The 23551-nt window shown below is 43.4% G+C and carries 24 protein-coding genes and 1 tRNA gene; 5 read left to right on the forward strand and 20 right to left on the reverse strand.

The genetic code is table 11. The annotated features are described in order from the left end of the window. Nucleotides 1-192: 192 nt before the first annotated feature. Nucleotides 193-265, reverse strand: a tRNA-Val gene (locus tag MHI38_RS06680). A gap of 147 nt (nucleotides 266-412) precedes the next feature. Between MHI38_RS06680 and MHI38_RS06685 the strand changes: the two genes are divergently transcribed. The 3 genes from MHI38_RS06685 to MHI38_RS06695 all read left to right on the forward strand — a co-directional run bounded on the left by MHI38_RS06685 (nucleotide 413) and on the right by MHI38_RS06695 (nucleotide 1800). Continuing rightward, on the forward strand, nucleotides 413-694 hold the full coding sequence (locus MHI38_RS06685; RefSeq protein ID WP_154888262.1) for a hypothetical protein: 282 nt from the start codon (nucleotides 413-415) through the stop codon (nucleotides 692-694). Between the two features lie 272 nt (nucleotides 695-966). Beyond that, on the forward strand, nucleotides 967-1410 hold the full coding sequence (locus MHI38_RS06690; protein ID WP_154888259.1) for a GNAT family N-acetyltransferase: 444 nt from the start codon (nucleotides 967-969) through the stop codon (nucleotides 1408-1410). A 153-nt stretch (nucleotides 1411-1563) separates the two neighbouring features. After that, nucleotides 1564-1800, forward strand: a complete 237-nt coding sequence (locus MHI38_RS06695) for a DUF3892 domain-containing protein (protein WP_154888647.1) — start codon at nucleotides 1564-1566, stop codon at nucleotides 1798-1800. Nucleotides 1801-1905: 105 nt separating this feature from the next. On the opposite strand, the gene MHI38_RS06700 is transcribed toward MHI38_RS06695, so the two are convergent. The 4 genes from MHI38_RS06700 to MHI38_RS06715 form a co-directional block, all read right to left on the reverse strand. Beyond that, nucleotides 1906-2187, reverse strand: coding sequence for a hypothetical protein (locus tag MHI38_RS06700; RefSeq protein ID WP_154888257.1), 282 nt, complete (start codon nucleotides 2185-2187; stop codon nucleotides 1906-1908). Then, entirely contained in the window at nucleotides 2171-2398 is a 228-nt protein-coding gene (locus MHI38_RS06705; protein WP_090923691.1) for a hypothetical protein, read from the reverse strand. The genes MHI38_RS06700 and MHI38_RS06705 overlap by 17 nt, the downstream gene beginning before the upstream one ends. 156 nt (nucleotides 2399-2554) lie before the next feature. Beyond that, nucleotides 2555-2884: a DUF3889 domain-containing protein gene (locus MHI38_RS06710; RefSeq protein ID WP_154888255.1), complete on the reverse strand. Its 330-nt coding sequence runs from the start codon at nucleotides 2882-2884 to the stop codon at nucleotides 2555-2557. Between the two features lie 57 nt (nucleotides 2885-2941). Continuing rightward, a complete protein-coding gene (locus MHI38_RS06715; protein ID WP_186809618.1) occupies nucleotides 2942-3205 on the reverse strand; it encodes a hypothetical protein in 264 nt (87 codons plus the stop codon). Nucleotides 3206-3546: 341 nt separating this feature from the next. Here MHI38_RS06715 and MHI38_RS06720 point away from each other — a divergent pair, with 341 nt between their 5' ends. After that, nucleotides 3547-4449: a manganese catalase family protein gene (locus MHI38_RS06720; RefSeq protein WP_123062476.1), complete on the forward strand. Its 903-nt coding sequence runs from the start codon at nucleotides 3547-3549 to the stop codon at nucleotides 4447-4449. A gap of 208 nt (nucleotides 4450-4657) precedes the next feature. Here the strand turns inward: MHI38_RS06720 and MHI38_RS06725 are convergent, their stop codons facing one another. The 14 genes from MHI38_RS06725 to MHI38_RS06785 form a co-directional block, all read right to left on the reverse strand. Beyond that, on the reverse strand, nucleotides 4658-5041 hold the full coding sequence (locus MHI38_RS06725; protein WP_154888251.1) for a DUF5071 domain-containing protein: 384 nt from the start codon (nucleotides 5039-5041) through the stop codon (nucleotides 4658-4660). A gap of 12 nt (nucleotides 5042-5053) precedes the next feature. Beyond that, entirely contained in the window at nucleotides 5054-5341 is a 288-nt protein-coding gene (locus MHI38_RS06730) for an Imm53 family immunity protein (RefSeq protein WP_154888249.1), read from the reverse strand. 12 nt (nucleotides 5342-5353) lie between these two features. Then, nucleotides 5354-5815 (reverse strand): hypothetical protein, encoded by a 462-nt coding sequence (locus MHI38_RS06735; RefSeq protein ID WP_154888247.1) that lies wholly within the window; start codon nucleotides 5813-5815, stop codon nucleotides 5354-5356. Nucleotides 5816-5883: 68 nt separating this feature from the next. After that, nucleotides 5884-6642, reverse strand: coding sequence for a barstar family protein (locus MHI38_RS06740; RefSeq protein WP_154888245.1), 759 nt, complete (start codon nucleotides 6640-6642; stop codon nucleotides 5884-5886). A 158-nt stretch (nucleotides 6643-6800) separates the two neighbouring features. Further along, the gene (locus MHI38_RS06745) at nucleotides 6801-7205 is read right to left on the reverse strand and encodes a hypothetical protein (RefSeq protein WP_154888243.1); all 405 of its coding nucleotides are present in this window, start codon (nucleotides 7203-7205) and stop codon (nucleotides 6801-6803) included. 334 nt (nucleotides 7206-7539) lie between these two features. Then, nucleotides 7540-7740: a hypothetical protein gene (locus MHI38_RS28720; RefSeq protein WP_445667224.1), complete on the reverse strand. Its 201-nt coding sequence runs from the start codon at nucleotides 7738-7740 to the stop codon at nucleotides 7540-7542. A gap of 162 nt (nucleotides 7741-7902) precedes the next feature. Next, the gene (locus MHI38_RS06750; protein WP_154888239.1) at nucleotides 7903-8307 is read right to left on the reverse strand and encodes a hypothetical protein; all 405 of its coding nucleotides are present in this window, start codon (nucleotides 8305-8307) and stop codon (nucleotides 7903-7905) included. 18 nt (nucleotides 8308-8325) lie between these two features. Continuing rightward, complete coding sequence (locus tag MHI38_RS06755) at nucleotides 8326-14811, reverse strand: polymorphic toxin-type HINT domain-containing protein (RefSeq protein ID WP_186809615.1); 6486 nt, start codon at nucleotides 14809-14811, stop codon at nucleotides 8326-8328. Nucleotides 14812-14874: 63 nt separating this feature from the next. Beyond that, on the reverse strand, nucleotides 14875-16398 hold the full coding sequence (locus MHI38_RS06760) for an RCC1 domain-containing protein (protein WP_154888235.1): 1524 nt from the start codon (nucleotides 16396-16398) through the stop codon (nucleotides 14875-14877). Nucleotides 16399-16932: 534 nt separating this feature from the next. Beyond that, complete coding sequence (locus MHI38_RS06765) at nucleotides 16933-17253, reverse strand: hypothetical protein (protein ID WP_261769241.1); 321 nt, start codon at nucleotides 17251-17253, stop codon at nucleotides 16933-16935. 423 nt (nucleotides 17254-17676) lie between these two features. Then, a complete protein-coding gene (locus MHI38_RS06770; RefSeq protein ID WP_154888233.1) occupies nucleotides 17677-19392 on the reverse strand; it encodes an ABC transporter transmembrane domain-containing protein in 1716 nt (571 codons plus the stop codon). 53 nt (nucleotides 19393-19445) lie between these two features. Next, nucleotides 19446-20477, reverse strand: coding sequence for a FecCD family ABC transporter permease (locus MHI38_RS06775; protein WP_341181060.1), 1032 nt, complete (start codon nucleotides 20475-20477; stop codon nucleotides 19446-19448). Nucleotide 20478: 1 nt separating this feature from the next. Further along, entirely contained in the window at nucleotides 20479-21534 is a 1056-nt protein-coding gene (locus tag MHI38_RS06780) for a FecCD family ABC transporter permease (RefSeq protein ID WP_090923705.1), read from the reverse strand. Nucleotides 21535-21803: 269 nt separating this feature from the next. Further along, nucleotides 21804-22562 (reverse strand): glycerophosphodiester phosphodiesterase, encoded by a 759-nt coding sequence (locus tag MHI38_RS06785; RefSeq protein WP_373323242.1) that lies wholly within the window; start codon nucleotides 22560-22562, stop codon nucleotides 21804-21806. Nucleotides 22563-22789: 227 nt separating this feature from the next. On the opposite strand from MHI38_RS06785, the gene MHI38_RS06790 reads away from it, so the two are divergent. Further along, entirely contained in the window at nucleotides 22790-23140 is a 351-nt protein-coding gene (locus MHI38_RS06790; RefSeq protein WP_154888229.1) for a hypothetical protein, read from the forward strand. A gap of 170 nt (nucleotides 23141-23310) precedes the next feature. Here MHI38_RS06790 and MHI38_RS06795 read toward each other — a convergent pair whose 3' ends face one another. Next, entirely contained in the window at nucleotides 23311-23439 is a 129-nt protein-coding gene (locus MHI38_RS06795; RefSeq protein WP_260510917.1) for a hypothetical protein, read from the reverse strand. Nucleotides 23440-23551: the final 112 nt, after the last annotated feature.

The following is a 23551-nucleotide window of genomic DNA, read 5'->3' on the forward strand; positions in this document are numbered from 1 at the left end:
TTCTATGTTGTTTGCTTTCTACAACAATAAGAGATCAACCTTACATTGAATTTAGGTTTGGTTTAAATTTTGTTTAAAAAAGCATAGCATGTCCCCATTCCCGCACCGAATTCTCCCCCAAAAGCCGATTTAACCATCCATATTGGTTCAGAAAAAAGAAAAAAAGCCTTGCGTAGCAAGGCTTCTTAAGTATGATCTGTAGTGGGCTCGAACCACTGACCCCTACCCTGTCAAGATAGTGCTCTCCCAGCTGAGCTAACAGATCATGTATATTAGGTTTCGTTCAATGAAGTAACAGTATCATACCAAGTAAACGTGTTCATTGTCAATCATTAAATTGGTTTTAAATCATCCATATTGGAGCACAATAATGGAAAGCTTACAATATTCTGCAATAGGAGAATGTATAGTGATGATGAATAAAAATACTGACCAATCGCTTAATCCACACCATAACAATAAACAACTGAATAAATACTGGAAGCTCACTGCTACTCATGTTGCCGTTTTGCTCATTCTCGCCTGTACCTTGACTGGTTGCAGGCTGGAACGGGACGAGCATACGGTACAATTTCAGCAATTGCACCAACCGAATCAACAAAATGAATCGCTGCCTGTCTGGATGGACGTCTACTCCAAATCCGTAAATCAAGAGGTATACTCCCCTCAGGGAAACAGTGAGTTTTTGCCTTAAATAGCAGAATGAGATCTAGAGCCTTTATCAGAAGTACATACTCACTCTTCTTCATCCCATTTGCGTGAGTATGCCTTCTTGGTCACATAATATAACAAAGCGATCATTCCCGCCGACATAAGCAATGTAATGGTCATAATAGCCGCCATTCCCATGACTCTCCTCCTCCTCCAAAGTCCCAATATGTACCAAACTTAACTATACAGGAAAAGCATTTTTTTGTATAATGCAGTCTGAACTTGTGCGCATGGAGCAGAAAGAAGGAATCGAATTTGGCAGCAGAAATTAGTTATGTCACGACAGAAGAAGAATTGAAGCAAGCTCTTGGGATTCGCCGTCAGGTTTTTGTCATTGAGCAACAAGTGCCCGAAGAACTCGAAATAGATGAATACGATGTTATCAGTCCTGACGTGCATCATGTATTGCTTCATACCGATGGGCAGGCTGTCGCCACAGGTCGTCTCATCTATTACAGCAAAGATACGGCCAAAATGCAACGCATCGCTGTACTGGAGTCCTACCGTTCGTTCGGGTATGGACGTGTGCTCCTGTTAGCGATGGAGGAGCTTGCTCGTGAGCTTGGATTAACCTATTCGCTGCTGGATGCCCAGTGCCAGGCGCAGAAATTTTACGATAAACTCGGTTATGAAGTGATTTCGGAAGAACCTTTTTACGATGCCGATATCCTACATGTCCGTATGAGAAAAAGCCTGTAGTCCAGCAGAACAACTCACAACACAGGCACTACATACATTACACACCTCTCTCGAAATGTGGAATGTTGTAAAGAATGCATACTTCTCTCCAATTCGGACAGGCTAACAGGGTAAACCTATTCCCATTTGGTCATAGAAGGAGAGTGTGACATGATGGATCAAACAACACGCGAAACGTTCACAGCAGTACAAAAGAATGGTGACGGTGACTTGACCGCCTTCCAGACATCGACAGGCCGTATTCTGGATTATCAGCAAGCTCTGAACGAAGTGAAGGCTGGGGCAATCTCTGGTGTGAATGTATTCAAAGGCAAGGATGGAGAAATGTATATTCGCGGCGATGCCGACGGCGACCCGACCAACAACCTTGACCAGCTTCCGAATTTCTGATAAATGTATTCACCATACAACGCCAATCCTTACGGATTGGCGTTTTTGCTGTAACTTCTGCTGAAGTCTGTTACACCTAGGCGTACTATTCGCCCCTCAAACGAATCAGTAATCCGTAAAATATTTTACTGCATTGCCGGCAGGCTGTGTTTTTCGTACGGGCTTGGGTTCCTGCTCCCAGGCCTGCAAAATCTGTATATTTTCCAGCGTAGATGGTTGAGGCCAGGAGATATATCCGTTCTTTTCAAGCGCCTGTAGTGACTCCCGAATGTGCGCCGGGTTGCGCCCTGTCTTGGTTTCCAGTTCATCCATACGTGGAATTCGACGTTGCTGACCTGCATAGTTGACAATAATACGAAGTATTTTACGTTCAAAGTCGTTCAGCATACTTCAGTTCTCCCTTCCGATTCCGATCCGTTACAGGGCGCCATGCCAGAATATTTTGCTCCAGAAAAGTCCGGGGTACCCCTTCCATGCCATCAGATGCTCGAATTACTCCGCCTCGCATGCTGTTAATTCGAATCTGCCGTTGCGTAATCTGTCCCGCACGATCCATGTACACAAGCTCCACCATCTGGCCAACATACTTCCCTAGCATGATCATCCCTCCAATAAGAACATTTGTTTGTATTCATTATTATATGCGAACATAAGTTCTTTATTCAATAACAAAAAAAAGGAATTTCGAAAAAATAAAAAACCAGACGTACTCCGGGCAAGACGGAAGTCTGGTTCTTCAGGTGAAGATCGAATATTAGTGACGATCTGATTCAGAAAATTGCACTGTTTTTAACTGTTGCGTATTCGGATTAAAATCCACATTAACATAAACAGCAAATTGCTTGCCGTCTTTGGCTCGAACCCACAGCTTGAACTGTTCTCTGGACTGATTTGCGCTAAGCGACGAACGGCCGATATGTTTGTAATCCAGAATGTCGACATTGTACTTCGTTTGGGTTTCCTTCACGGCGATGATGCCCCATTTCGCGTAATCCGGAATATTGCTGCTTGCTGCCGAAATGGTCGCTGGCATGCCTGCGAAACCTAGAACAAGTGTTAATATCGTTATCATAAGCACTCTCATGCATTTCACTCCTTGGGAGAATGTGTTTGCTGATATCGTGCCCGTTCGGATTACATTTTACACCCAGATTCGAAAAATCCAGACCGCTGGCAACAGCCAAAATGGAACAACCCGCATCAGTTTAACCAATGGATCTACCTCGGAAGTATTACTGAAGCTCATCCCCCAATCCCTGGAAAGAAAATGCTGATCTGCCTGGGACTCTTCTGTAGGCTCTAAACCATACTTCTCCATAAGTATTTGCCTTGTCTGTTCATCCACCTTAACATCATTCCCTACACCGCTTGCCGCCACATGTGCACTGTTTATGTAAGTTAACATCATTAAACTCACTATCGAACTTACGATATGTATCCATCTAAATCTCATATGTCTGTATTCCTTCCTTGTCTACTTCGAATCCATGACCAAAGATCAGCGCAACACTCTGAACAACTTGTCTGATTGTACATAATAATTGTGAAAATGGAAATACCAAACGGTGTACCTTTCACCACCTTATTCAAATATTGTAACCAATCTGTGAATGCCCCTTTAGACCCATTTCATAGTTTATCTGTTTAAAACATCCATATCCTGTGTAATGGGCTTTGACTGACCAAGCTAAATCCAACGTCCGCCCGAGTCCATTTTCACCCCATATTCGAGGAGGTTATATCTGTATGTTCAAACGTCTGGATGAGATACTGATTGAAATTCCCAACGTCGAAAAGCCTGATCCCAATGCAGCAGCAGCTATACAGGAATTGCTTGGTGGTAAATTTGGAGAAATGTCCACACTGAACAACTACCTCTACCAATCCTTTAATTTTCGCTCCAAAGAAAAACTAAAACCATTCTACGACCTCGTCATGAGTATTACGGCCGAAGAATTAGGACATGTTGAACTGGTATCCCATGGGATTAACCACTGTCTCCGAGGATCAACCGAATATAAAGAACCTGATCAGACACCACTCGGTTCCGTCAAAGATGCAAGGCTTTCGTATCATTTTCTGGCAGGCGCACAAGGCGCAATGCCATTTGACTCGATGGGCAATCCGTGGACAGGTGCCAATGTCTTCAACAGCGGCAATCTGGTAGAGGATTTGTTGCATAATTTCTTCCTCGAATGTGGAGCCCGTACGCACAAGATGAAAGTATACGAAATGACCGATCATCCCGCAGCTCGCGAAGTTGTCGGTTTCCTGCTCGTACGCGGCGGTGTGCACGTGGTGGCGTATGCTAAAGCGATTGAAATTGCGACAGGTGTCAATGTCACCAAACTGATCCCGATCCCTTCTCTGGATAACAAAGCCTTTAACGAGGCTCGTAAATACGAAGAAAAAGGCGTTCACACCAAGCTGTACACTTACAGCGACAAAGACTTCAATGCCATCGACCAGATCTGGAAAGGCACACATCCCGAAGATGGACAACCTCTGGAAGTCATTCAGGGCATCCCTCAAGGCTTCCCAATTCCGGAAGCTCCGGCGGTGGAAGAAGAGTTTGCGCCAGGGATCTCACACGAGGACTTCAAGGAAATTGCACGTCGTCTGAAGATGGCGGGGAATATTGCGGATTAAGGAAACGGTTGTTAGCAGAATGTATGCTATTTTTTTAGCAGGTTGATTCCCCTATAACTGTAGTTAACCTATGTGAAGAAAAGCCCTCACCCTACTGTTAAATGCAGTTAAGGTCTGAGGGCCTTTAGAAATTAAATAAATAAATTGAGTATATGTAGTTAACTCCTTAACAAATCGCAATTTTCAGGTAAACGTGCCATTTCCATGGCTATAACTGGTTCAGCATAGGTATGATGACTTCGTCCAGTTCCTCAAGTATCTCGCTATCCGTGGGACATTCTATGATTCTTTCTAAATCAGGTTTTAACATACGCAGACATTCTAAAGGTAATCGAGAGATTAGCCCAGTCAGCATAAAATACTCCCAAGTACAGTCTCTTGTTTGAAATACATATTGAATATGAGGAATCAATTCGTCTCCGAATCTTAACAGCAAATCCTCCACGGGCTTCGAAATCGGCCAATTCCCATCCTGCAACCACTCCATAAGTTCGGGTAAAATATCTCTCAGTTCATCGTTACTCCGTTTGGCAAGTTTCTCTACGGATTCGACATCAAATTTATCTTTGGGTAACATCGTTCTGATATGCATGCTTTATCCTCCTCAGGAAACTGCCCACTCTTGAAAATGCAAGAGTATTTCTTCTAAATTCATCGCTCCACCCGCACCCCGAAATTGTCCATCTTTGATGAAGCATTGGCACCAATCTTGTTCATGTCTTTCAATTTCAAATTTATCAAATCTTTTATGTTCAAGATCAGTCTCGACGATGTCAACTTCAACATACCAGCCTGGATTATCAATCGTTTGAATTTTCACACCATACATATGCTCCCATTCTCCATCACAGTTCTGCTCATACCAGTGTTGAAGCCACGTTAAAGTCTCCATAACTAAGCTCTCCTAATCTTCATGTAGCTGTTCCACTCCGTGAATCCGATTCAATTCCATTGCCAGCTCTTGAAACTGCGCTTCTTCCAATCCAGCAATAGAAAATTCGTAGTATTCAACATTCTCAAATATCCGGAATCCATATTTTATTGCCCGCTCTCCATCTGGGAGAGGATCGAACACAATAACGTTAACAGCACAACCTTCATGTTGAACAAAAAATTCAATCTCATGGGCATTTTGAACGATGAAACAATCCACTTGTCCCGTCCGCGTTGTAAGTTCTTTGAAAGGCAACATTCTTGTCTGAAGCACAGTGTCATATTTTCGGCCTAACTTCTGTGTAATTTCATACGAGTCCTGGTATATAACAATTCCGATTGGGGAAGCATGCCCATAAAATACACGGATAATCTCTATCGCTCTTTGAATCGAGCTTCTATCTATGGGGAATGAGAAATAGTAATTATTCATTAACAACCTCTCTATTTATGTACTATCTATTATTGATCAGATTACCCATGATTCTTATTCTTATAAGATCAACTAAAGACTAACGTTACACTTCCATCCGCTAGCACTTCTTTTAACTGTTGAAAATAACCCTCATTTGAACACCTTTCATGATCTACATCTTGAAAAACAATCCTGAATGGTGCTATGGCTCCAAATCCACCACAAAAGCAGTCGGACAAACTATCCAAGTTAAATCCATAGTATCCTCCTGGGCCGTTAATAGCCTCACCTAAGGCACAATAAAAAGAAGAGGAGTCCTCAATGTTAGTCGCATCCATGTGATATATGCCATTCTGCCGCTCCTGAGAATGAAGCTGGGTTCCTCGATATAATCGGGCGACTTCTAGCCATCCGATTCGTTGTTCTAGAGATAGTCCTACCCATTCGTTCGTTTTAGCTAGAGGTTTTCTTCGCATATTCCAAATGAGCATACTCTCTTCTGTTGCCACTTGGGACAAATCCCCAACCAGTTCAAACTGTGTTAATACTTCATTAAATTCTGTAAATCGATTATATGAAAGAGGTTCTCTAAGTACAAAATAATATGATCCTATTGAATTCTCTTCGTAATCAAGAATAGTAATCTCTATATTGTTAATATTAATTTTTTTCTCCTTACAATACGCTACAAACTCAACGTTATATCGAAAATGAATTAACATTATTTTATGAAAGTTCTCATCACCGACGGTTTCAATAAGGTTGCCAGTCAACCCAACCAGATCTAAGGATTTTCCAATGGTCAAACCACTCTCATCATCAACTAAAGAATACCGATTGATCATCTAGTTTATAAGCTCCTTTAAATTTGCGTAAAGATTCACGTCTAACTCTTAACTTCTAGTAAAACATATGCCCCCTAGAATTTCATCGGATAAACCAAAGTTTATTCCAATGTCTATTCTAAGAGGTACACTTTATGTCACCTTAAGATCAAAGTCAATCAATAAACTAGCTGTTCTTGCCCATCAATAACAAGCACATCATCAAAAATTTCTCCTGACATCCTATAAAACAACTCATATCTACCAATTTCCTTACTATCGTAGACGATTGGGACTAAGGCAATAATATGAGAATATTCAGGTTCATTCCAGTTTATCATTAAATAAGCTTTTTCCAGTTTTAGCATTAATTTTTCAGGGTAGTAGTACTCTCCAAAATACAGTTTTATATCTTCTGGGGACTCCGCCAAGTAGTTATTTACACACTTTAGGCAATAACTTAATGCTGTAGACTCTACATTATGGGAGTTAGCCCACTCTATTATCACATTTTGATCGAACATTGTACCCCCACTTTTATTAATTTTTGCACATAGTAAAAATTCAGTAGATTCATTGGGCACTGAATGGAAATAAAAGAAAGACCTTAAGTATTGCCCCTCAAGGTCTTCTTCCAATTTTCTACTTTAATATGTGTTTTAACTCTTGCTCAAGGTTATCAGTAAATTCAATTAAAGAGTTTAATGCAACATTAAATCTAAAACCCCCTCGGCAGTTTTGTATCACTCCATCCGCTTTAGTAGCCTCAAATGCCCATACTGTACATTTAAATTTTTTCATCTTCTTCAAAATCTTGAAATTCCAATTCATAGAGAAATTCAAATGTTGAAATCTCTACCTTACTAAACTTATTTGCTAATTGCATCTCAGAAATTAATGACCTTAATTTCGAAAACATTAAGTCAATCCCAAACATATTGTAATGATGTCGAGCAAGAAGCTGCCGCCTTGCACCATGTACGACGTATCGCCGTCGCGGCTGAGGCCGCAAGGATCGACGTACGAAACAGGGTTTCCGTTTACGTATGCATAACAGTTCAGCGATTGCACCGCGCTGATCGTTCCCGTTACTACATCACAGTTCACTAAACGGCGGATTTCCGGGCTGTACTAGCGCGCCCTCATGTAGTAAAGGCCGTTCGGGTCGGTCATCACGCCATCGCGAATGAATAAGCTTAGCAACCCTTAGCCATGCCGATTTACTTGGCACTAAACGGGGAGAGAAACACCTTGAGGGTGTTAATCCCCAAGGTTTTAGCGTTAGTTATCAATTTCAGCTTTCATTTTGTAAAATAAATCTAAGTGGTACTTTTCTCTCTCCATTAATCCGACATGATGGTCGAAATTAAACGCGATTTCTTTATAGCCAAGGATCGTTGAAATTTGTTCGCTATTTGGTTCACCTATAAAATTGAAGTACCAAGAATTTGGAATTTTTTGATCAATGACTTCGAACCATTCATACGGAAACCATACCGGGTCAAGATTTAAATCGGGGTCCGGATGATCAACTTTCAATAAGTAATACATGTAATTATCCCAATGGCCGATCGAATACACATTAAATGTTGCCCCAATAATTAATGACTCACATTGATAATTTATTGGGTAACCTGCCTTAGTGGATAATGAATCACTTTTATTTGATATACATTTTACTTTCATATAGTACCTCTCTAGGAATTACCTATCCTTAAATTTGAAATCATCATACTGCCTGGTTTTAACATTATACACCCAATGAATTTCTACTCCATTAATTTTCCTACTCATCTTAACCCAACCATCCGCATGATTCCATCTCCTATCCTGCATTAACGAAGGCATTTTAAGTACTGTACCTTTCGTAGGATCAGACATGGCCTTTTGCATTGCTTTTAACTCAGTATCACTCGCAGGAGTAGTTCTGCCAGTTGAACCTTTACCTAAAGGTTTAAAACCCGGTACCCAAGTACAATTCGTATTATGCACCCAAATCGCAAGGTCACTAACAAAGTACGTATGGAAATCATAAACCGTCATATTGTAAACCGTGACGTACTTTTGGACCAGTTCGATGCTGTCTATCTTGAGTGTATTCCCATCGCTCTGAACAAGCAATTCTCCAACCTTGAGATCTTTGACAAACGTCCATCCTTTACCTTTCACATAGAACGGATGATTGAAGGTCGATTCAATCACTTGGTCGCCTACATAGATTTTGTAAATCTCATCCGTTTCATGGTTAAAAGTAGCCGTAACCCCTTTATAAGCTACCTCACCAGTCTCTTCATTCTTGGAAAGAACCTTATCTCCGACCTGAATGTCTTCAATATTCTTCTCCCCTTCGTCTGTTTGAACCTTAGTCCCAGCAACAAAGCAATTACAACCTGATGCAGGAGCTTTCGTTTTACCTGCAGTTTTTCCACTACCTTTAGGAACATTACTTGTAACAAAGCCCATTGCAAGTGTCGCAGCATATTCCGCTGCTTTCCCTTTAATCAATTCATCTACTAACTGTTCAGTAGCCCAGCTAATATTACCCGCAGATTTAGAATAAGAACTTTTACCCAATGCCATGTCATACAAGTAATTAAATCGATTTCTGCTAAGGTATGAATCGAAATCGTAACGATCCCGAATGGTATTTTTATGCAGGTTAAATAGTGAAATATTGATTCTAGCTTCCTTCAGCAGGTATCTCAGCTCTGTAGCGTAGGAAGGCTCTGCCATATGACCACTTGGATCAACATATCTTAACGGATTATTTTTCACATACGCATACAGATTCAAACTTAGCGGGTCATCCAGCTCACCATCAAACGTATCTTCATTAATAAACCTGCCCGTATTTGGATCGTACCATCTTGCTCGTAAATATTGCAAATGCGTCGTATCATCCCATAATTCGCCAGAGTACAAGAACGGATTATGGACCTTCTCCTCTTTCGACTCCAGATTACCCCACACGTCATACTGATACTTGTTCAGTAATACGCCATTGACATCCCGCAGCTCGGTAATATCTCCGTGCCCATTGCTCTGCACATACGCTTTGCTACCATCTGCATAGACAATCACTTCCAGCTTGGCACCGCGAATATAGTTCGCTTTGAGTTCTGGCGTACCGTTGCGCACTTCAGCTTCGGCAATAATCTGAGCACCATCATCATAATAGTAACGCGTAGTGACACCATTCTCTGTACGCTCGACAAGCAGGTTATCACCGTTGTACTGGTATCCCACTTTTGCCGTATCTGTGGTCACTTGAGTCAGACGATTACGGTCATCGTACTGATACTCGCTGTTTACAGCGTTGACTTCCTTATCGGACTGCATGGTCAGGCGGTTGCCTTGTTTATCATAGGTGTACTGCTCGTTATTGCCACTTGACGTGACCATCCGATCGAGTTGGTCATACGTAAAGTCGTCCTGTACGCCTTGCTGTACACGCTTCGTTATGTTTTTGTTGTTATCATAACTGTAGTTGTACACACCAAGTGTAGCTTGATCTCGCACTTGCTCAAGCCCCACCAGATCCAGACCGTTATACGTTTTGCGATCATTTACACCATTTAGTGATTGGGACGATTTAAAGAGTCCATTCAGATAATGCGTGTACTGCGCGTCTGGCGCGTTCTTCGCTGTTCCTACCGATGTCATTCGGTCCATCGCGTCATACGTGTAGTAAACCGTGTTGCCAAATGGTCCTTTCATCTCGGTCTGGTTACCGTTCAGATCATAGGTGAACTCTGCAGTAAGTCCATCCGGATAGGTCATTTTTGTCAATTGCTCGGTTGCCGGGTCATATTGATACCCTGTCGTACCCGTGCGATCTGTCATGCTCGTACGTTTCCCTAAGGCATCAACAGTATAGCTGATCGTTTCGTCCGAGCTCACTTTACGGAGCAAGTTACCACGCAGATCATACTCATATGTGAATGTATTTCCATTACGATCCACATATTTCGTCAAGTTACCGCCAGGTGTATAGTAGCTTTTCGTGATATTACCTGACTTGTCTTTCGTCTGAAGGCGGCGATTCAGCTGATCATACGTATTTTCTTTCACGTTACCTGCCGGATCAATTGTCTTTGTTAGATTAGCTGCCAAGTCGTAGCTATATTGTGTCTGTTCTCCATTGGCACTGGTCACTTGGCGGAGCTGGCCCATGACATCATAACTGAATGCATTCACATTGCCATTACCATCGGTTTGCTCCAGCGTTTGACCGCTAATATTATCGTATTTGTTTTTCTCCAATACTCGAAGAACCTGATCCAGCTGCGTTTTCTCTTCTGTTTTGATGCCTTTGCCCCATTTATCATAAGTAGCAATTTGCATGTAACCTTCGGCATCCGTACTTGTTGCTGTGCGAGCTACATCATCGTATTTCATGGATATCGATGTGCCATCGGCTCTGGTGGTCAATACCACACGGTTCCAGTTATCGTACGTATTACGTGTACGGTTGCCTAGGGCATCGTCTGTCCAGGCAGCTCGTCCATACGGATCATATCCGGTACGCTGAGTCACCACGTAGTTGTTCCCTGAGAAATAACCATTCTCGATAGCCTGACCCAGTGAACTCCATTTCTGTATCCGTTGCTGCCCCGACTCGTCCGTCACTTTGATCGTATTGTTGATATCATCGTAATCCGCACGGAGCTTTGTTCCATCCGTTTGCGTTACCTCAATGGTACGACCCATCGCATCCATGCGATACTTGGTTGTACGCTGCTCTGCATCTGTAGAAGAGATCAAGTCACCGGTGGTCATGTCATATTCAGACGATGTGCTGACCGGCGTTGTTTGACCATCCACATCGGTCACCATCATGCTCAGACGTGTTGGAAACGCATTTTGATATCGACCATCATATTCAAGTGTAGCATTTCGTTCTTGTTTGCCGTCCGAAATGCGCTGGTTTAACAGGTTACCATAGGCATCATAGGTGTAATCTGCCTGTGTCAACAGTTCACCACCGGCACTGTCTTTACGATTCACAATTTGCTTGATGTTACCGAGGTTATCCCTTGAAAGAACTGTATATTTCTTGTTAGTCTCATCTACCATGTCGGTGACACTCGTTAACCAGTGTCTAGTGTCATCATACGTACTGGTCGTAGTGCGTCCCGTTGCATCCGTTACCGACGTAATATTGCCGTAATCATCCACCTGTACGGTGGTCGTTAAAACATCCTTGGCCTGGTTATCGGTTACCGTTGTTACCGTCGGTGTTGATGCAGCATAACTACGTCCTTTGACCGTTTTACCGTAGGTATTTGTTGTTGTCTGGGTTTTTCCCTCTGCACTAACCAGAGTCCGATCCAGATAAAACTGGGCTGGTGTGTCATTGGTAATAAAATCTTTACGGTAATTGTATTGCGTATTGGTTAACCCATTACTCACCGAGACAGCAAACGTTGTATCCTGTGAGAATGTAGCTCCCAGATCGGACGTATAGCTATACGTCTGACGGTTGAAATCCTCAGTTGATCCATTTTCATACGTAATCTGATCTTTACGAGACAAGACACGGTAGGCATCATTGAAGGACTCTTCACCAAGATAACGCTTAACCGGCCCGTTTTCATAATCATAGAACGTTTTGGCACCCGTATTATGCTGAACTGATGTCAGAAGCGCATACGGGTTGAGTGCCGCACGTTCCGGACTAAAGCCAGGCAAGTTAAACTTGGCATCCGCCAGTTTGTAAGAATACGTCGTTTTTCGTCCTAGCGGATCAATGACCGAATCAAGCAGTTCCATACCGTTTTTTGTCTGTTTATTATATGTGACTGTACGGTTCCCCTGCACAATCGTTACAGCTGACGATGTATAACTGATACGAATCGTATTACCTATAGCATCCTTCACTTGGGTTAACAGTTTGCTGTTATACACCGAATTATTTTCATAGAAAAATTGAACCGTATTTTTCTGTCCGTCAGAGATCTGGAGCAGACGTCCATTCGCGGAAAAATATTGCTTGATTAATCCATCTGCAGAAGTCATCACCAGTGAAGACGTTTCTCCATTTACAGTAACCGTCGTATCCGGACTAATTGTGATGCCTTCCCAGTCGTACCCTTTTAGCGTATTCCCTGCAATTTCGTAGCGACCGCCATCGGCCAGCACCATAAACGTTTTGTTATTCTCCGTTTCGGTGTAAGGCAGTTTCCATGACCACCCCTTACCCAGTGGTGCTCGTTTGTCCGCAGCGGCGGGAATCGTTTTGTTATAGTAGGTGACATCTGTGTTATTGCCCACTTGATATGCCCGAATCTCGGCATTAGGCTGGGAAGCAATATAATAGTTATAGCCATCATTGATTCCGTTCTGGAACTGTACATTGGCATGATTGTTAATCTCGGTCTTGATACTGCTCGCATCGGACCAGTAGTCTGTACCATCTGTAGCCTGCGTAGTTGATTCTGCTGCACCCTCCGTAATCTCGGTTTCTACCCACGGGAGCTCATTCACATTGTAGGCTTTACGTTGCTTTCCTCCGCCACCCAGAAGCACCCAAGAATCAAACCTTCTGCCTGACGTGGTCGCCGGTTTGATAACTGTACCCGAATAAAGTTGGGAGTAATTGCGTGTGTCTGACGATGGTATGGATACAGAACCGTCATATTTCGCTTCCCATGACTTGGTACATACAAAATTGGCCACCGATTTATTCGGTGATGGACAAGCTTTCGTATTGGTTACAGATGACCGCGTCAGCGTAATGGTCTGGCCTTGAACCGTAGCTGTTTTGGTTTGCGGACATGGGCTCTCTGACCCGGTTTGTACCCAGTTTCCTTTGGCATCATATTTACCAGGAATGGAATTTACGCAGGTTTGAGTAGGGGCCGTAATCGTTCGAGCAGGTTTATACTCTCCCGAAACCACAGAAGGGCTCCCCTGTTTATTGAGTGTTCCGCTAAAAACACCATTGTTGTAACTCACACTTGAAGCAAAACTGCTGGCATTTGTTGAATATCGGGTTGTTTGCTCTGTACGCGACTCCGCGGGTACGGGGTATACGATGGGCTGCTTGGCCGCTTGTTTGGCCTCCGCCTCAGTAGCATACGTACCTAGAAGTTTCGTTTTTCTCTCCTGAATTTCGGTTTCGAGATCGATCACACCATCGCCATCGTTGTCCATCTGATACCACATGTTTTCGCTATATTTCACATGGTATTTCGGGATTTTCTTTTTGCGAATAGCACTATACGTCACAAAATATTTGTAGACAGGATACTCGTATGTGTTAAAGCCTACTTCCTTATCATAGAACTGCGCTTCGGATGAGTTATACTGCCGTTGTAAGGAGAATCCCATACCACCCCGTCCTGGCAGCGTTGCATCCACATGCTCCAGGATTAAGGAACCACTCAAATTGGAGATAGCTTCTCCATTTTCACCTACGGAATAGGGCGCCTCGTTAAATGAATTCTTGTTAAATACCGGTGCTTTCTCGGAAATATGTTTACCCGGATCAGGCACACTGGTCGACGCAGCCAAAGGCTGGATAACATCTGAAGCTGTACTATGTGTCGCTTCATCTGCTGGTGCATTGTTATTCTCTTGATTTCCCGTAACGGATTCCGGGGCTGTCGTTGATTCTGACTGTTGGTCCTTCTCTTGAGCAGGTTCCTCCCCAGCAGGCTGGCTTGTTTCAGGAGCACTACTCTCTGGATTTGTTACAGGCTGTTCGACCGCTTCAGATTTCTCTTTGTCGGCCTCCTCATCCTCTGTCTTCGTTTGAGTAGGATCGGTGCCTCCATAAACCTCTTCGGTTACAGCAAACGTATCATATCGTTGCATGATACTGGACTGGTCAGCCTCAACACTGACAATTGACAATTCGTTGTTAAGCGAACCTTCTGCATAGACATCACTGGTTACGCTTTGAGATTCATTGATTTCTTTCGGATAAAGGGTATTCAGTGCTTCTTCAAATCCCATTTTACTATCTCTCATTTTGAAAAAAGCTGAGAGGATTTGATTCAAGTTATATCCCTGGTCCAGGTAACCTTGAATAAAACCTTCCGTCGTACCGAATTCGCTGATCATCACTTGAACCAGATCCGTAGTCTGACTCTGTTCTTCCTCCGCGTATGTAGTCGCCGGTATCCAGTTGCCAAAAAGGCCTAGCACGACTGAAAAGATAAGAATAATATTCATAAACTTCTTCATTTTAGAATGTTTCAACTAAGTTTCGCTCCGTTCAATAAATAGTAGCTACAATGTGCTAATCGTCTAAGGATTGACTACCGTTGTTTTTTTCAAATTCCCATTTTTGTCGTATTCATAACTTATTCTCTTGCCGGATTCATAGATAATGCTCGTAAGCTGGCCTGAAGAATTATAGACGTAAGTATATTTTCCAATCCCTCTCTTTTTTACCGTGTTACTTGCATCGGATTCTTGACCTAATATGCCTTTTGTTGTGACATAAAAATTGTATTCTTTATTAGGGTCTAGATTCCCTATGGTTATAGTCTTATCTTTTGTCGTTTGAATCATTTGATTGTTCTGATAAATATCATACCTATCCCAATCATTTTGACGTTCATGTTCCCACGATAACTGTACTGAATTGACACTTATAACCTTCAGCTTTAGACTGAGAGGCTTTTCAACTGGTAACACTTCACTAGGCTGATCGTCAATAGTTATGAGTTTAGGGCTAGTTATTGGACCCATACTAATAAAACTTCCCCAAATATAAACATCAGAAGAATTACTCACAGCCCCACTCATATCATCCCCAGCACTAACCCTATGAATATCCTTTAATCCAGGAACTGGTACAGGAGATAAACTATCAATTTTTGTTCCATTTCCAAGTTGTCCTGCAGAGTTCGTTCCCCATGCAAGTACCGTACCATCGTTTTTTAAAGCAACAACATGTTTTGCCCCTAAAGCAAGCTGTTTTACATCCCTTATATTTTCGTCCAATACTGGTTCACCATATATAGGAGACTTAGCTTCAGAAGGATAATCTTTCCCCCACCACCAAACAGAGTTATTCTCATCAATTGCTGCACTATATGGTCTGGCAGTACTACTACTTTGATAAATGTGTTTTACTCTTACTGGTAAATTAATTTGTGTAGGAATTGTTGAATACTCCCCACTTTTACCGAGCTGATAATCATTAGTGTACCCCCAGCCCCACACGGTTCCATCACTTTTAAGTGCTAATACTGTTTTTGATAAAGCATTACTTGCTATCTCAACTACGTTATCTAGACCTGGAACTAATGTTGGTTGAAGACGATTAGAAGTATCACCTAAGCCTAATTCTCCGTATGTGTTTTGCCCCCATGTCCAAACTTTTCCGTCTTCAGTAAGTGCGACAACGAAAAGGTTCCCTGAGACAAGGGTTCTGACATTTTTAATATATTTAATCACTTTTATTGGATCATATTTAAACCATTCCCATATTTCACCTTGGTTATTTAGTCCATTTATTTTAAAGGCATCTGCTGAAAAATCGATTATATTTTTAGCGGAACGTACTCTCCTTAACTCACCTTTATTATCAGTATTGTTTCCCGCTGCCCATCCCAGTCGACCAAAGCTATTATATCCTCCTGACCACAATGAACCGTCTCTTCCTAGAACATAATAGCTCATCTGCCCGAAATAAATTTGATTAATTTGATTTACGACTTCTTTTTTCTCGTTTTCTTCTTTTGCCTCAACTCTTTCAGGGATTATTATCCCAAAGAATAGGCTTAATAAAATTAATAAGACTGTTAATGTTCTACTTTTCATTTTTCTAATTTTTCACCCTTATGTTTTATTTTAAGTTCTCTATCTAAGAATTAACTTCGCTTCACACACCGATCACCTTTACTCCTTTTCATTTAATAGTTCTCAAATAGCTTTATCATTATCGTTTATTCATCTACAATAATAAATAGGCTTATTTTGTATTTTATTGTCTATTTTTGTCGAACAAAATCCTGATTTAATATATAAAATCTTATATATGTATAATTGTCCAATTATGATTGGTTTTCTATCAATCCAATATTTTAATGCAACGCATATAATAATTATTCATATGATATGTGTTATATATAAAATAGAGTTATTTTAGACAATGGTTTCAAAATAAAAATATCCTTTACACAGATAATTTCTGGTAAAGGATCGGTTATTAGACGAGTTACAATTACATCCATCTCAGATGTAAAAAACTAATTTTGATATCGTCCCATATGATATATGCATCATCTTGTTATCTTCTAACAATAAATCATTGCACATTTAAGTTGGATAACCCTTGAAATAATAATCTATCCATCACTTCCTTTTCCCACGCCACCAATACCTTCCCCATACGCCTAACACACCACACAACAACAGCGCACAATATACCCAGGCAAACAGCATAGCAAGCCCTAACCCGATGTTGGCATCCAAACGTTCATCGGTGATGTAGGTATACAATGCAAACATAAGTGGCACGGCGCCGATGATAAAAAGTCCCATAAACCAGCCAGCCAAGATACGAGGGGCGGTACCTTTGTCATTTCCCATCAGTTTACGAATCCCCAGCAATAACAACGATAAAATTAAAAGAAAACCGAGACAGGTAAGTAGTATTTTAGTCAGATCTGACATGTCAATTGCCTCCCAATGCTCCATTTTCTCCAGATGCTATGCCTGAAAGTCCCTAATCATGTACCTGTTAAACCTATCCTACACTCCAACGATAGCTTTGCCTATCATTACCCATTTCGGTGGTGTGTGATCGTACTTTTCCCCCTCTAAAAAAAAGACCACCGCCCTGACTCCTTCCAAGTCATGGCGATGGTTAACTTATATACTCCCGTGTACTACGTATTCCCAATATTTTACATATTCACCTTGTTAAAATCCTACATTTCGTTACAAACATAACTCTTATACCTGTATACCGTCCTGATCCGATACGTTGTTCATTACTCTAAACACCAACCTGATTAAGTTAAACTTCCACGCCACTTCAATCGAAACTTCTTAGCGTTTTTGCTTAAACTTTAGATCAGTAGCAACGGACTCTGCCTATGCACCAAACTGCGCATAGTGCAGGCGACTGTAGATGCCGCCCGAAGCAAGCAATTCCTCATGACGTCCCTGTTCCGTGATGCCTTGTTCGGCCACGACCACGATGCGGTCTGCGTTTTTGATCGTCGCCAGCCTGTGGGCAATAACCAGTGTCGTACGCCCTTCGGACAGCTCCGCGAGGGATTGCTGAATCGCGGCTTCCGTCTCGGTATCAAGCGCAGACGTTGCCTCATCCAGAATCAGAATCGGTGGATTCTTCAGGAACATACGAGCGATAGACAAACGCTGCTTCTGTCCACCGGACAGCTTCACGCCGCGTTCTCCAATCAGTGTATCCAGCCCTTCCGGCATGGACAGAATCAAGGATTCCATCTGGGCCCGACGAGCCGCCATCCAGATTTCCTCTTCTGATGCATCCAGTTTGCCGTACGCAATATTTTCCCGAATCGTCCCATCGAAGAGGAACACATCTTGCTGCACGATCCCGATCTGACTGCGCAAGGAATCCAGTGTCATGTGCTGAATGTCCTGACCATCAATCGTGATGCGCCCTTCCAGCACATCATAGAATCGTGGCAGTAAACTGCAAAGCGTTGTTTTCCCCGCACCCGACGGACCAACCAGAGCGACCGTTTCACCGGCACGAACACTTAGATCGATACCTTGAAGTACAGGCTCTTGATCCGAATAACCAAAAGTTACTTGCTCGTAACGGATATCTCCGCGCAAATGGGATACCGCAACGGCATTAGCATGGTCTTTGACCTCTGGTTCCATATCAAGCAGGTCCGTATACCGTTTGAAACCTGCAATGCCTTTAGGATAAGTCTCAATAACCGAATTGATCTTCTGAATGGGTGTCAGGAACACATTCGATAACATGATAAAGGCAATAAACTCACCATAGGTCATACTGCCGTTAATCACAAACCACGTTCCGCATACGAGTACAAACAACGATACCAGCTTCATCAGTACATAACTGATCGAAGAGTTCCAGGCCATAATTTTGTACGCAACCAGCTTGGTTTGACGGAAACGACCGTTGTTTACAGCGAATTGTGCTTTTTCATACTCTTCGTTGGCAAAAGCCTGAACCACGCGAATACCCGTAATGTTGTTTTCTACACGTGCATTGAAATCGGCAATATCACCGAACATTCGGGTGAAGGCTTTGGACATTTTGTTCCCGAAATACAAAGATAGATAGATAATCAGCGGCACAATGATAAACGTCAGAATCGCCAGATTCCCGTTAATGCTCATCATGATACTGAAGGCACCGACCAATGTCATCACGGCAATAAATACATCCTCCGGACCATGGTGGGCAATCTCTCCGATATCCATCAAATCATTCGTCATGCGGGATACCAGATGTCCGGTCTTCGTATTATCAAAATAACGGAAGGATAACTTCTGTACGTGATTGAACAGACTTTTACGCATATCCGTCTCGATATTGATCCCCAGCTTATGTCCCCAATAGGTTACAACGTAATTCAGGAATGAGTTCAGCAAGTAAATGCCCAGCAGTCCTAGACACGCCCATAGAATCCAATCCCAGCGTCCACCTGGCAGCAGATCATCTACAACCCGGTTCACAGCTAGCGGAAAAGCCAGCTCCAGCAACGCAACCAGAATTGCACAGGTGAAGTCCAGAATGAACAGTTTTTTGTACGGCCTATAATAGGCAAAAAAACGACGAAGCATAAACCTAGTTCCCCCTTACGGCAATCCTCCGTCAACATGATGATGATTACCTTCTATTTCGTCCTGCTTAAAAGATACAGGAAGTATGGTGCACCCAGAATTGCAACGAGAATCCCGGCTGGAATCTCCGAAGGTTGCAAAATGACACGTCCCAGCGTATCCGCGACCAAAACGAGCAATGACCCAACCAGTGCAGATGCAGGTAGCAAAAACTGATGTTTTGGCCCAACGAGACGACGCGCCAGATGAGGCCCAATTAGGCCAACAAAACCGATACCGCCGCTTACAGACACACAGGCTCCTGCCAAAACAGCTGCTGCAGCAAGCAAAATCATACGTTCACACTCTACAGGAGCACCGAGACCACTTGCTGTCTGATCCCCAAGATTCAATACGTTCAGTACACGTGCCTTCGCCAGTACCAGCGGTACGAGCACCAGGATAAATGGCAACAGTGCCCAAACAAACTTCCAATTCGAGCCCCAAATGCTTCCTGCGAGCCAAGTGGCCACAAATTGATATTTCTCGGGACTAAGTCGCAACGTTAACACGATCATAGCTGAACTGATACCGGCTGCGATCCCGATTCCCGTGAGCAACATACGGGTTGGCAAAATGCCCTCCCCTTTTTTGTAGGAAAGGATATAGATTAGAAATGCCGCAAAGCTTGCGCCAATCAGCGCAAGGATCGGAAGCAGAAAGATCGGAGCTGCTGTCGTCGTTGGAAAAAAAGAAACAAACAGCATGACCATAAGCCCCGCTCCAGCATTAATACCTAGAATCCCAGGATCGGCGAGTGCGTTTCGCGATACCCCTTGCAGGATACAGCCCGACAACGCCAGACCCGCCCCGATTAGAACAGCAATCACAATACGAGGCAGTCTGAATTCAAACAGGATCAGCTCCTGTTTCGGTGTACCGCTGCCAAACAACGTCCGTAAAACCTCCAGCGGTGAAAGCTTGGTAAAGCCGGTATTCATACTGATAATAAAAGCTGTAATAATCAAAAGACCAAGCACAATAAGAACAACGATCCCTTTTGTTTTCTTTTTGCGCTCTGCACCAACCATAGTTGAGGAACCCATCTTACAGCGTCCTCCTTTCTTTCCGCGCCAGATACAGGAAGAACGGCACCCCGATGAGGGCTACCAATGCGCCAATCGGCGTTTCGTAAGGCGGGTTAATCATACGTGCTGCCAGATCCGAAAATACAAGCAACAGACTGCCCATCACGGCAGAACAAGGAATAATCCAGCGATAATCGACCCCAACCAGCTTCCGGGTAAGGTGGGGGATGATCAGACCGACAAATCCGACTGCACCCACGACAGATACTGCAGTACCCGCCAGGATTAGTACTACAATCAGACCGACCAGCTTGATCACACCGGTACGCTGTCCCAATCCAACCGCAATCTCCTCGCCAAGACTGAGTAACGTAATTGAACGAGAGATGATCATGCCCACGATCAGTGCAGCGAGTACCCAAGGAAACATCACTTCAAGCTGAGACCACTTCGTTCCAGCTACCCCTCCGGCGGTCCAGAACGCCAAATCTTGTCCGATTCTGAAGTAGAGCGCAATCCCCTCACTCAGCGCAGACAACATAGCCGATACCGCGGCTCCAGCCAGCACGAGACGCAGCGGCGTCAGACCTGATCTGGATGCTGCACCGAAACCATACACAAGTAGTACACCAAGTCCTGCTCCCAGGAATGAGTACATAATAATGTACATGTACGGCAGGCCCGGGAAAAAGGCAAAACAGATCGCCAGTGCAAAGCCGGCGCCAGCGTTCAGACCAAGCAGTCCCGAATCGGCGAGCGGATTCCGGGTCATGCCTTGCATAATCGCTCCGGCAACAGCAAAGCAAGCACCCACCATCGCTCCGCCAAGAATACGAGGCAACCGAATCTCCCATATGATCTGATGGGGTGTCAAGTCAGGGTTAAAGTTAAATACCGCCTGCCAGACCACGCCGAGTTGAATATCAGCAGCACCAAATGAAATAGACAACGCCATGCCCAGAGCAAGCAGCAGAATACCGCCTGTTAGAATGAGAGTGGCTGCCCATGGACGTGTATGGATTTTCGCTGTAGGTGACTCCTCATTTGATTGCGTGGAAGAACTGTTCAAGTTCATACTTGTCCACCTGTGTTATGAGTGACGCTTATTAATCTTATGTACATAACAATCACCTCTCCAAAAATACCGCTTCTATTGATATTGATTCTCATTCCCATAGAACATTGTAAGGGAATCCTTCCAGTCTGGCAATGGACAAAAAGGACAACTTTCTTGCAGATATGAATATTTTCGCATGAATATGCATAAAAAAGGCCACACAGAGCTTCATTGCTCCTGTGTGGCACTCATACGATAACTTTACATACGATAACCTTACATATCCTTTATTTGATTCCAATATTCGCTGAGCGAGTCCGAGCGGTCATCAATGAAGCAAGTACATCCGGAAGATCGGTGATGATGCCTTGTACTCCCATATCCATCATCAACTCCATATCGCCGGGATCATTCACGGTAAACGGATAGGTGACTATACCTTGCGCAAGAGCAGCAGTTACTTCCTCTTTAGCCACAGCCAGCTTGTACGGATGAAGACCCGTGGCCTCCAGTTTAGCCGCATAATCATAAGGACGATACAACTTCTCCATGTATAAAAGCGCAGTACGAATGTCCGGCGCGATGCGCTTACACTTCACAAGCGAGGCATGATTAAAGCTGGATAGAACAACCTGTTGCTCCATGTTCCACTCCCGAATAACCTGAATGACCTTCTCTTCCATCCCCTTGTATGGCACGATGCCATTTTTCAACTCTACATTAAGCAGAATTCTCTTGCCTTGCACCAGGTTAAACAACATTTCCAGTGAAGGAATAGGCTCTCCGGCAAAATCCGCATGAAACCAGGAGCCTGCATCCAGAGTGCGCAATGTATCATAAGTGAAATCTTTAACCCAGCCCTCGATTCCCGCCGTCCGTTGTAAAGTTTCATCATGAATTAACACCAACCGGCCATCGGCTGACATCTGCACATCCGTCTCAATCCCCGTTGCACCCAGCTCTAGCGCTCGCTCAAACGCAATCATCGTGTTTTCCGGGCATACCGCAGATGCACCTCGGTGGGCAATAATTTCCATGTTATTCAATTCAGACCCTCCTGCGTTCAAAGTGGATTCTATGAACTTTCACTATATACACCATTTGTCATACACGTATTAAGAGAGCGTATAATTGTATACTGGCTTGTTCATTCAGCACGGGTCTAACATTTAAAGGGCTGGGGATTCACTCATTTTTGCGAACTCAATCTAAAAACCAACATAATATAATATCAGTCGTAGACAACTGCACTCCGCTGTAAGGAGGTTGCCCTTTGAAACCGTTGAAATCACGAACAAGGAAGCACTCGATCTCTTCCAGATCTTGCTCTGCCCAAAAGTGCTCATCACAACATTCAGCGAAGAATAGATCAGAACCCGGATCGAAAATCAGCACGTCAAGACCTCCCGGATCACGACAAACGATTCCGCGAGCTTCTGTTCGAGGACTCTCTTTACCTGACAGAACAAGTAATCAGTCCGGCGTCATCGAACCCAAACAAAATAAACTTGATAAACTGGCCTTTGTTGCGGCCATCCTTGCACTGATCGCTTCAGCTATTGGACTATACATTGCCTGGAAAACACTCATTCTGCCCAGCGATACTACGGAAATCGTCGTATAGTTTCAATAGATAGCTCTATCTCATTACGATGGGATGGAGGTCTTTTTTTAGGCGCAAGCAAAAAAACCGTTCCCCTGAAACGCCGGTAGCCGCCGGCGTCTCTTTGGAAAGGCCATTTTCTTCGAATGATGCCATGAGTCAGCATGCATCTGTTATAAGAATGGTCTGAATTACAGTACGAACGTGCGGGAGATGATAACCAGCAGGATAAACAACACCAGGATTGCGCCTGTTGATGTCCATACACCACCACCGAAACCTCCACAGTAGCCGTAACCTGCTCCTTTGAGATCGCTCATGAGTGACACTCCCCTCTTCATCAAAGTACACTATAGACTATGTCCGCAAGCGTTATTTGCTTGGGCAAATGAGGAAGTTTTTCTCTTGAAGCATCAGGTTAACAACTCCATT

Origin of the sequence: Paenibacillus sp. FSL K6-1558, from assembly GCF_038002565.1 — a bacterium.
GTDB lineage: Bacteria > Bacillota > Bacilli > Paenibacillales > Paenibacillaceae > Paenibacillus > Paenibacillus polysaccharolyticus.